Source organism: Massilibacteroides sp., assembly GCF_028705895.1.
GTDB lineage: Bacteria > Bacteroidota > Bacteroidia > Bacteroidales > Tannerellaceae > Massilibacteroides.
In genome coordinates this window covers 103,206-113,737 of sequence record NZ_JAQWCQ010000003.1, presented here as the reverse complement: position 1 = coordinate 113,737, position 10,532 = coordinate 103,206, and the positions used below count along the sequence as shown (strand labels likewise).

Annotated in this window: 9 protein-coding genes; 8 read left to right on the top strand and 1 reads right to left on the bottom strand. The window is 40.6% G+C overall.

Features of this window, described 5'->3' with window-relative positions:
* The first annotated feature begins 138 nt into the window (after positions 1 to 138).
* On the top strand, positions 139 to 1,242 hold the full coding sequence (locus tag PHT93_RS01635) for a hypothetical protein (RefSeq protein WP_300238670.1): 1,104 nt from the start codon (positions 139 to 141) through the stop codon (positions 1,240 to 1,242).
* Between the two features lie 135 nt (positions 1,243 to 1,377).
* Positions 1,378 to 3,156 carry an SUMF1/EgtB/PvdO family nonheme iron enzyme gene (locus PHT93_RS01630; protein ID WP_300238667.1) on the top strand — a complete coding sequence of 593 codons (1,779 nt, stop codon included), beginning with the start codon at positions 1,378 to 1,380 and terminating at the stop codon, positions 3,154 to 3,156.
* On the opposite strand, the gene PHT93_RS01625 is transcribed toward PHT93_RS01630, so the two are convergent.
* Positions 3,131 to 3,541 (bottom strand): DoxX family protein, encoded by a 411-nt coding sequence (locus PHT93_RS01625; protein WP_300238665.1) that lies wholly within the window; start codon positions 3,539 to 3,541, stop codon positions 3,131 to 3,133. The genes PHT93_RS01630 and PHT93_RS01625 overlap by 26 nt on opposite strands.
* Before the next feature lie 352 nt (positions 3,542 to 3,893).
* On the opposite strand from PHT93_RS01625, the gene PHT93_RS01620 reads away from it, so the two are divergent.
* From PHT93_RS01620 to PHT93_RS01595, 6 genes are all read left to right on the top strand, one after another.
* The gene (locus PHT93_RS01620; protein ID WP_300238663.1) at positions 3,894 to 4,847 is read left to right on the top strand and encodes a metallophosphoesterase; all 954 of its coding nucleotides are present in this window, start codon (positions 3,894 to 3,896) and stop codon (positions 4,845 to 4,847) included.
* 269 nt (positions 4,848 to 5,116) lie between these two features.
* Entirely contained in the window at positions 5,117 to 6,571 is a 1,455-nt protein-coding gene (rpoN, locus tag PHT93_RS01615) for an RNA polymerase factor sigma-54 (protein ID WP_300238660.1), read from the top strand.
* A gap of 5 nt (positions 6,572 to 6,576) precedes the next feature.
* Complete coding sequence (locus tag PHT93_RS01610) at positions 6,577 to 7,197, top strand: hypothetical protein (protein ID WP_300238658.1); 621 nt, start codon at positions 6,577 to 6,579, stop codon at positions 7,195 to 7,197.
* Positions 7,198 to 7,215: 18 nt separating this feature from the next.
* Complete coding sequence (gene gcvH, locus PHT93_RS01605) at positions 7,216 to 7,596, top strand: glycine cleavage system protein GcvH (RefSeq protein WP_300238656.1); 381 nt, start codon at positions 7,216 to 7,218, stop codon at positions 7,594 to 7,596.
* A gap of 234 nt (positions 7,597 to 7,830) precedes the next feature.
* Positions 7,831 to 8,337 (top strand): 5-(carboxyamino)imidazole ribonucleotide mutase, encoded by a 507-nt coding sequence (purE, locus tag PHT93_RS01600; protein WP_300238654.1) that lies wholly within the window; start codon positions 7,831 to 7,833, stop codon positions 8,335 to 8,337.
* 15 nt (positions 8,338 to 8,352) lie between these two features.
* Positions 8,353 to 10,188, top strand: coding sequence for a 4-hydroxy-3-methylbut-2-en-1-yl diphosphate synthase (locus tag PHT93_RS01595; RefSeq protein ID WP_300238652.1), 1,836 nt, complete (start codon positions 8,353 to 8,355; stop codon positions 10,186 to 10,188).
* Positions 10,189 to 10,532: the final 344 nt, after the last annotated feature.

Genomic DNA, 10,532 nt, shown 5'->3' with positions numbered 1-10,532 from the left:
AATCCAGCTTAGGCTGGCTTTATAAACAGGGGGTAGGGTTTCGAAAAAAAGAAATATAACACGATACAGACCGTGTAATTAAACAAATCCGACTGTCTGGAATTTTAGTCGGTTAATAGTGATTTATAAATTAGATTTATGAAAAAAGTACTATTTTTTTTCGCTGTGGGATTGGTTTTTCTTTCTACAGGTTGTAAGGAAAAAACGATACTTGGAGATGTTGATCTGCAAAAAAACTCTTATACACCAACAACATTGTCCTCTTTTCTGGGAAATCATCGCGTTGTCAAACTAAAGAGAGACAGTGCGCTTCTTATATCTGCCTTTCCGCGCGTAATAAAACGACAAAACTTTTTCTATATCCCGACCAGTGAATTCTGTGTTGTTTATGATATGGATGGGAATTTGGTGAGAAAAATAACTTATCCTAACCCTTTGGAAAATGAGAACTCATGGGTAACCGGCTATGATATTTGTATGATCAACGGAACACCGGAATTGTGGATTGCCTCAGGCTTTAAAGAACAAAAGTTATTCCGTTTTTCATTGGAAGACGGACAAGGGAGAGGGGTGATAAAAACAGAATATCCATTTTTTGATTTTAGAGTGATTGAGGAGGATAAAATACTCTTAGTTTTGGCTAATAATCATTATCTGATGGGGGTATCAGACTTTAATGGAAAGATAAATACGGTAGGGTTAAAAAAGAGAGATAAAGACAGTTTCGACAGTAATGTTTTTCTTTCTTATGATGAAAATTATTATGTACAGTATTCTCATACAACTTTGGTCGGTTGTTACGACAAGAAAACAAATCAAATTAAAGAGAAGTTACTTATTGAAGATAATCCCTACACCAGCACCCTTGAGAAATTGACAGAATTGATAAAGAAACAAGGAGCCAGAAAAGGCACCCAATCTGCTTCAAATAGTTATTATTGTATTACGAATATCGCGAAGAAAGGGAATGTGGAATTGCTTGGATTCAGTTATAAAGAGAAAGAATTTCTTTCTATTCGAAGAAATAATAAGAAGTTTAATACGATGGAAACAATTCCCAACAAGCATAATTACTTAACGAATGATATCTACCCTCAAAAAAATGATTTTCTACAACTATCGCATAGTGCTGATGGGAGAACAGACAGTGATAGTTCAATCCTTCTCTATCTATTAGACGACAGATCCGATCCGGTAAATCGAAAAGAGAGGGAAATGGTAATTATTGAAATTCTTGAATGAGGTTTTTGGAATAAAGATGTTAAAACATAAAGCTTTTGGTGAAATATGCGTTAAATATTAGCATGTTATAGCCATCTGATGGATGCTGCATAGAAATAAATACTATACATTAGTAAACATCTATGATGTTACCCCATGATGAAGTTTCTGAAAGTAAGTCTTTTTTTTTCTGTTGTATGGTTTTCGTTTCCTGCCTTGGCCAGTGTGTTTGTTATTGATGCACGAATCAGCGGGGTCAAAGATGGAACTATATTCAATCTAAGGCAGTTTGATACACAACGTGTTATTAATGCAGGACAAATCGAGAAAGGAAGATTGGTTATTGTTGGAGAATTAGCCGATGTGCCTCAGCATCTATGGCTTTGTACTACTATTGATGATGTGTTTCACTATTGTGATTTGTTGCTTGATCGGGATACGCTATATATTGAAGGCAGTATTACCGATTTTCCCTATTATCTGAAGTTTCGGGGTGCAAATACGCAGGTAGAGTATGGACGCTATCTTGATTTAGTCAGTGACCTTAATCGGCAACGGGATAGTTTACATGTTCTTTCCACATTGTTTCACGAGTTGGGAGCATGGGGCACAGGGAAGGGAAAAGCAGGAGTCGTAAATAGCCCGTTCAGGAAAAAGAATATAAGCGCAGAAAATAGTGATAAGCGAATGGGGTTAGACGTGGATTGGGAGTTGAAGGATGTTGAACATCTGCGAGATTCTATACGTTTGGATTATGTCTATAAACATATGGATACCTATGCGGGACAATTCTTGCTGACACGTTTTATGAAACAAGTCTCGATTGACTCTTTGAGGCAATTCTACCGGCTGATACCGATGGATATGAAGCATTCGAAATTTGCCCGTATGCTAAGTAATCAGATCAATCCTTATGCAGAAGCCTGTATTCGTCAGGCTAACGACCTGTTGTCGATGAAAGCGAACACTCCGGCGGAAGAATTTCGCTATGTTGAAGAGGCTTTCAAGCTATACGAACAAGGTGTCCGTCTTGATCCTGACCGATTGGATGGCTATATTGCTATTGGAGGTTTGTATGATCGTTTGCTTTCTTGCCGGGGTATCGAAGCGTTTGATATTTCCATTAAATATCTTCAATTGTTTATGTCGGCCCCTAATGTCAGGGAATCCGAACGGGAGGTCGTGCAGAAACGGATTGATGAGATAATTTATCGAAAAGACCTTGCTACGAATACGAAACCTGAAATGTTACAAATAAAAGGAGGTACTTTTGTTATGGGTTCTACTTATCCGGAAGATAATAATCCGGAACATAGTGTAGAAGTCGGTGATTTTCAGATTAGCAAATATGAAATCACGAATAACCAGTTTGCTGCTTTCTTGAGCGATTACAAAAGCAATAAAGTAAAAAACGGTGAATACACGGGTGAAATACTTTACTACGAATGTAATTGGGGAATTGAAGGAGGAAGGCCAGTGAAAGGTTATGAAGCACACCCTGCGATTTATATAACTTGGTTTGGAGCCAATGAATATTGTAGATGGGCAGGAGGTCGGCTACCAACGGAAGAAGAGTGGGAGTATGCTGCACGAGGAGGCCATAGAGGTAACAAAGATCACCTCTATAGCGGTGGTATGGAGTTAGACAGTTTGGGCTGGTACGAGGCCAATTCTGAAGGGAAACCTCATCCTGTGGGGATGAAAAGTCCGAATGAACTGGGACTTTACGACATGAGTGGTAATGTCTGGGAGTGGTGTTCGAATATATTTTTTCAGGACGACCGACTGTACGCTCATGTCAGAGGTGGTTCATGGTTTATTGAACGAGCCATTTGTCGCCCGACCTGTCGTTATTACATTTATGCTTCCAGCAAACATTTTAACAATGGCTTCAGATTGGTGAAAGACATTAATCCCACCAATGTTTATGACTGACGGCATACTTGCCACCACCGGTAAATACTAATGTCAATGCCCCGAAGAAGTACAATCCTAATAATTCTACAGCCCATCCTCCGTGTTGACTTAATGTAAATAGTTCTGCTCCATGCGCCAGGAATACGGCAAATAAACAATTAATGGCGAAGATCAAAGCAGAAAACCGCGTGGCATAACCCAGAATCAATAGGATCGGTACAATGATTTCACCTATATACACTCCGTAGGCAACAAAAGAAGGTAGATCTGCACCAACAACAATCTGTTCAATAAACCCTATGCCGTGAAAAAGTTTCGATACGCCATGTAATAACATTAATATACCCAGGCTTAACCGAAGCACCAATAATCCTAAACTGGTGTTTTTATCTAAAATAGTCATGATAATTTGAGTTTATAATTCAATTTAAACAACAATAAGTTTGTCTAAGTTGTTCATGTCTGCTTTTATGAAACCACATAATATTCTTTTTTAGGCTCTTAATCTCTATGTAATAATAATGGGGCTTTTCTGTAATATCAATTCCTGTTCTTTGTTGCGAAATATTAACGATCATTCACTTTTTAAAATAATTGAACAAATGAGAAGGTTTTTGCCGAAGCAAACAATCTGACCAATCAGCCGTTGCGTTATTATCAGGGAGATAAAGACCGCATGATGCAGTTGGAATATTATAAACCTTCATTCACCGTAGGATTAAAATTTGATTTATAAATTCAATAGAATAAAAGCTATGATTAAGAAGTTTAGAGAATGTGTCTTATTCGCATTTGCGATTGTATTAAGTACTTGTGTTCAATCATTGAACGCGCAAAAGTTAAGTGAATTACCTGATAATAGTTTTAATTTCATCATCGCGACTGATCTTGGTCGTAACGGGTATTACGATCAGAAGCCGATAGCGCATCAGATGGGTGAAACGGCAGACCAATTGGGTATTGAGTTTGTGATTGCCTCTGGTGATGTGTTCCATTATGATGGTGTTCAGAGTGTGAACGACCCACTGTGGATGACTAATTTTGAATCGATCTATTCTCATCCGGAACTTCAGGTAGAATGGTATCCGTTACTGGGAAATCACGAATATAGAGGAAATACACAAGCGGTGATTGATTATAGTCAGGTAAGCCGTCGCTGGTGTATGCCCGACCGGTATTACACGCAGTCGTACGACTTGGAGAACGGCGCAACGCTTCGTATCGTCTATATTGATACTCCTTCGCTTATTGACAAATACCGTAACGGAAAGAAAAAATACCCGGATGCAGGTCATCAGGACATGGAGAAACAATTAGCCTGGATTGATTCTACACTGAATGCTTCAACAGAAACCTGGAAAATTGTAGTTGGTCATCATCCGGTCTTTGCCGAGACCTCGAAGGACGAAAACGAAAGAACGGATATGCAGGCACGTGTGGCTCCTTTGTTGAAGAAATACAAGGTTGATTACTACATCTGTGGACATATTCATAACTTTCAACATATCCGAAAAGACGGATTTGATACGGACTTTGTCGTTAACACCTCTGCGTCACGTAGCCGAAAAGTGAAACCTATCGAAGGAACAGTGTTCTGTAATCCTGAAACCGGATTCTCCGTTATGTCGGCTACCAATAAAACACTGGACCTGTATTTGCTAAACAAGAATGCTGAGGTATTGCATAAAATAACGAGAACCAAGAAATAAGATTATTTGTGTTTCCCTTTTTCCATATATATGGAAAAACTTTTCGACAACTGTAGTAAAGTTTTTCGACAACTATCGAAAAGCTTTACTACAGTTGTCGAAAAAGAGAATAATAGAACCAATAAATATTCCTTTTCAATGTGTTAAAGCAGAAATACATTTTTTAAACCTGTCCCTTTCAACGACTATTAACGTTTCCCCCTGTCGGTTTTTTTGACAAAGGGTTATATTTGCATAGTTATTGTTAATCCATAAATGGGTTTAGTCAAATGTTAAGACAGCATTTACAGCAGAAATTACAGCAAAAGCTTTCCCCGCAACAGATTCAGTTGATCCGTTTGCTTGAGCTTCCTGCCATTGAATTGGAAGAAAGGATCAAACATGAACTGGAGGAAAATCCGGCGCTCGAAGAAGGGGCTGAACCAGTCGAAGATTTTGATATAAATGACGAAACAGGAGCCGATGAGCTTTCTTCCGGTGATTCTGATCTGGATATTTCTCTTGGAGACTATCTGACCGAGGATGATATTCCGGATTATAAATTGAGAGAAATGCGTGAGCGAACGGAACAGAAAGAAGATATTCCTTTTTCTGTTAGTCAGTCGTTGAATGAAAGTTTGCTTCAGCAACTCGGTCTGCGTGATCTGCCGGAAAAGAATCGAAAAATAGCCGAATATATTATAGGTAATATGGATGACGATGGATATCTGAGGCGTGACCTCGGAGCCATTGCAGACGACCTGATCTTTCAGGAAGGGCAGGATGTGGATGAAAAGGAGGTAGAGGAGATGCTCTACGTAATTCAGGATCTTGAACCGACCGGGGTAGGGGCGCGTACGTTGCAGGAATGTCTCCTGATTCAATTGGAGAAAAAAGAACCGACATCGGTTACCGATCTGGCTATTCAGGTCGTAAAAAACTATTTTGAGGAATTTACCCGAAAGCATTATGATAAAATACTGAGAGGGCTCTCTATTGACGAGGAAACGCTTAAAAAAGTGTTTCACGAGATAACTCTGCTTAATCCGAAACCGGGCGGCTTTCTCGGGGGAGCGATGGAGACGGCGATGAGTCGTGTTACTCCGGATTTTCTTGTAGAAGCGGTAAATGGTGAATTGTTCCTGAGTATGAATAATCGTGGAGTTCCGGAAATGCGCGTAAATCGTGAATATACGGAAATGTTTCAGGATTATGTGGCGAATAAAAGTAATCAGACTTCTGAAATGCGTGATGCGGTGCAGTTCGTAAAACAAAAACTGGATTCTGCACAATGGTTTATCGAAGCTATCAAGCAACGAAACGATACCTTGAGACGCACGATGGAGACTATCATGGTTTTGCAACGGGATTTTTTCCTGACCGGTGATGAAGCCTCTCTGAAACCGATGATTCTTAAAGATGTGGCTGAGCGAGCCGGATATGATATATCAACTATTTCGCGGGTAAGCAATAGTAAGTATGTGCAAACAAACTTCGGCATATACCCGTTAAAATATTTCTTTTCGGAATCGATGCAGACCGATAGCGGTGAAGAAATATCTACCCGTGAGGTAAAAAAAATAATGAAAGAACATATTGAAGCGGAAAACAAACGGAAACCGCTGACGGATGAAGAGATAACCGCTATCCTGAAAGAAAACGGGTATGTTATCGCCCGCCGGACTGTTGCCAAGTATCGGGAACAGATGGATATTCCTGTAGCACGCTTACGTAAAGAAATCTAAATAACATGAAACTTTTTGCAAATATAGTCTCCACCGTGTTTCATCCTTTATTGATGATTACTTATGGTATGGTTTTGACGCTTTTATATACCTATCTGGCAATCTATCCGGTAAACATGAAATTGATTATGATTGGCGGAGCTTTTGCTTGTACGACAGTGATCCCCGGATTGTTTATCCTTCTGCTTAAATATAGCGGCAGTATTTCAGATCTTGAACTTACCGACAGGCGTGAGCGGGTACTCCCTTTTTTGATTATGATTTTTTCCGTACTGGTTTTTGTGTTTTTTATCCGAAGGATGCAAGTTCCATTCTGGCTGATTGGATTGTTGATTGGGGTTGCTGCAGCACTACTATTGTCTCTGTTAGTTAATTTTTATTGGAAAATCAGTATTCACGGAGTCGGTATCGGAGGATTGATCGGAGCCGTTATGGGAATAGCCCGGATTCATATGATGAATGCTTATTGGCTGTTCATTATTTTGATCCTTACTGCGGGATTAGTAGCTACCGCCCGGATAATTTTAAATAAGCATACGCCAATGCAGATGTATGCGGGTATTTGTTTGGGATTTATATGTACATTTGTTGCATCTATATTTAGTTATATATATTTATTAATCTAACTTAAAAACACGGAGATTATGAATTTTCCTGCTGAATTAAAGTACACGAAAGACCACGAATGGATTCGTGTGGAAGGTGATGTGGCTTACATCGGTATCACGGATTATGCGCAAGGCGAACTTGGCGAAATCGTTTATGTTGATATAACAACAGAAGGCGAAACGGTAGATAAAGAAGAAGTGTTCGGAACTATTGAAGCCGTTAAAACGGTATCTGATTTGTTTATGCCTGTCAGCGGAGAAGTACTTGAAGTAAACGCAGAGCTGGAAGACAAGCCGGAATTAGTAAACGAAGACGCGTATGGTAAAGGCTGGCTGATCAAGATTTCAGTAAAAGATGCAGCAGACTTGAACGAACTATTGTCGGCTGAGGACTATAAGGCCTTGATTGCAAAATAAGATATTTATTATAACCCCTAAATCCCCTGAAGGGGACTTTGTTTGTTGGTTTCAAAAGCTCCGAGCATATCCAATCCAAAGTTATTACTGACTATCAGGAGACTTTGTTTTTGGGCTCAAAAGCCCCAGACACATCCAACGCAAGGTTTCCTACCTATCAGGGACGTTTGTTTGTTGGTTTTTCAAAAAGTCCCCTTCAGGGGATTTAGGGGTCATCTCTTAAGTAAACAAAAAATGACTCCAATCGTAAGTATAATAATGGGCAGTACTTCGGATCTGCCTGTAATGGAAAAAGCAGCTAAGTTATTGGATGAAATGGAAATCCCGTTTGAGATCCATGCATTATCTGCGCATCGTACCCCCGAAGAAGTAGAGGCCTTTGCAAAAGAAGCAAAAGGTCGTGGTATTAAAGTTATTATTGCCGCAGCAGGTATGGCGGCTCATTTATGTGGGGTTATCGCTTCTATGACGACTTTGCCTGTTATTGGAGTTCCGATTAATTCTACACTTGACGGAATGGATGCCCTATTGGCGATCGTACAAATGCCTCCGGGTATCCCCGTAGCTACGGTAGGAATCAACGGAGCTTTGAATGCGGCTATTCTGGCAGTACAAATACTCTCTACCGGAGATGAACAATTGCAGGATAAGCTTGTTCTTTACAAAGAAGATCTGAAGAAAAAGATCGTGAAGGCTAATGAAGAATTGGCCACTGTAAAGTTCAAGTATAAAACCAATTGACATCTTATTTCCTCTATGGATTATTTCAATTATAAACGCCGCGTATCTTCTGTTACCCGTATAGGAGATACACCGCTGGGAGGCGAAAACCCCGTTCGTGTTCAGTCCATGGCCAGCGTATCTACAATGGATACCGAAGCCGCAGTACAACAAGCTATACGTATTATTGATGCCGGAGCAGATTATGTGCGTTTCACGGCTCAGGGTGAGCGTGAGTCGCGTAATTTAGGCGTGATCCGACAGCTTTTAGATGAACAGGGATACCGTACGCCCTTGATTGCCGATATACACTTTAATCCACGTGCTGCTGATGTTGCCGCTACGACAGTCGAGAAAGTACGCGTGAATCCCGGTAATTATGTGGACAAACAAAAGACGTTTAATCATATTGAATATACCGAAGAGGAATACGCCGCAGAATTAGAAAAAATCAGAGCGCGTTTTGTGCCTTTTCTCAATTTATGTAAAGAACATCATACCGCTGTGCGAATCGGAGTGAACCATGGTTCGCTCTCGGATCGAATCATGAGCCGCTACGGTGATACCCCTGAAGGAATGGTGGCTTCGTGCATGGAGTTTCTGAGGATATGCCGTGATGAAAATTTTCATGATGTGGCCATCTCCATGAAGGCTTCGAATACGGTATTGATGGTTCGTGCCGTACGCTTGTTAGTTCGCACGATGGATGCGGAAGATATGCACTATCCGCTACATCTGGGTGTGACGGAGGCTGGCGACGGAGAAGACGGACGTATCAAAAGCGCCGTAGGTATCGGTACTTTATTGGCTGATGGGATAGGAGATACAATCCGTGTCTCGTTAAGCGAAGAACCGGAGGTAGAAGTGCCGGTTGGAAGGAAACTGCTGGCTTATATCGAGAAAAGAAAAGGACATGCTTCGATCAACGCAGAATCCACTCCCGGGTTTGATCCGATAACAACGGAACGTCGTCATTCCCGTGTAGTTAAAGGAATTGGTTTTCCCCATCCTCCTGTAGTGATTTCTGATCGTAGAAATGGAAATTATGCAATAGATAAAAATGCTGTTCCTGATTATTTCTATACAGGAACGATTGTCCCCGAAAACTTACCTCAAGGCGTACCGTTGATCTTGGATGGATCCGCATGGAAAGGAGAGAAGGACACGTATCCTTACTTCAGAGCCGATGAAGTGGGGAGCGCTGTTTCCTGTAAAGCAGAACTTAAATTCATTCGGCTCTCTTATGATGATCTGTCTGAAGAAGTAATTACCTTCCTTAAAGAAGATGAAACAGCCGTTGTTATTCTGACAACAAGCCATGTGAACGGGTTAGGTCACCAGCGGGCAGCTATGCATAAATTATTAACAGCCGGATGCGATGTCCCTGTCATTCTGAACAGAGAATATACCGAAGCCGATAAAGAATCCCTGCAACTTGAGTCAGCTTCCGATTTCGGAGCACTTTTCTTGGATGGATTTGGAGACGGAATCCTGCTGCAGGATGAAAACTTAGATGCATTAGTCATTGATAACTGCATGTTTGGTATCCTTCAGGCAACGAGAACAAGAATCAGCAAGACCGAATTTATCTCTTGTCCGGGTTGTGGACGAACATTATACAATCTCCAATCCACTATTGCCCGCGTAAAAGCAGCCACCTCGCACCTGAAAGGCCTTAAAATAGGAATCATGGGCTGCATCGTTAATGGTCCCGGAGAAATGGCTGATGCCGATTACGGCTACGTTGGAGCCGGAAAGGGCCAGATCAGCCTGTACAAAGGAAAGACCTGTATCGTGCGCAGTGTCCCCGAAGCAGAAGCCGTAGAACGCTTAGTTCAGTTAATAAAAGAGAACGGAGACTGGCAAAACTAAGCTGTCAGAAATTTCTATCATGTCCTTTCAGTACGAAAGATATAGCCATCATTACCTAACGTAAATGTATTAGGCTGGTTAAATGATTCCTCAGTTCGATAAATAAAACGTATAATTGAAATAAAAATTTAATTTGAAGCTTTGCTTCGTTACAAGGTGTGAAAAACTGTTCATTTCATAAGTTTTCTCACTCAAAAACAGTATATTCGCAACGAAAGGAGAAAATGTTTCACATGAGTATCGGAGAGATTAAAAACGTCGTGTTTTCGGTTGATAGTTTTTATGACTCAATCTAAGAAAAATATGGGCTGAAAGCCCTAAATAATATAGCCCAATGCAACGCA

Bases quoted from the DNA above. Each gene is read 5' to 3' on its own strand.
- PHT93_RS01635 (WP_300238670.1), top strand. From the start codon at position 139: ATGAAAAAAGTACTATTTTTTTTCGCTGTGGGATTGGTTTTTCTTTCT.
- PHT93_RS01630 (WP_300238667.1), top strand. From the start codon at position 1,378: ATGATGAAGTTTCTGAAAGTAAGTCTTTTTTTTTCTGTTGTATGGTTT.
- PHT93_RS01625 (WP_300238665.1), bottom strand. From the start codon at position 3,541: ATGACTATTTTAGATAAAAACACCAGTTTAGGATTATTGGTGCTTCGG.
- PHT93_RS01620 (WP_300238663.1), top strand. From the start codon at position 3,894: ATGATTAAGAAGTTTAGAGAATGTGTCTTATTCGCATTTGCGATTGTA.
- rpoN (WP_300238660.1), top strand. From the start codon at position 5,117: ATGTTAAGACAGCATTTACAGCAGAAATTACAGCAAAAGCTTTCCCCG.
- PHT93_RS01610 (WP_300238658.1), top strand. From the start codon at position 6,577: ATGAAACTTTTTGCAAATATAGTCTCCACCGTGTTTCATCCTTTATTG.
- gcvH (WP_300238656.1), top strand. From the start codon at position 7,216: ATGAATTTTCCTGCTGAATTAAAGTACACGAAAGACCACGAATGGATT.
- purE (WP_300238654.1), top strand. From the start codon at position 7,831: ATGACTCCAATCGTAAGTATAATAATGGGCAGTACTTCGGATCTGCCT.
- PHT93_RS01595 (WP_300238652.1), top strand. From the start codon at position 8,353: ATGGATTATTTCAATTATAAACGCCGCGTATCTTCTGTTACCCGTATA.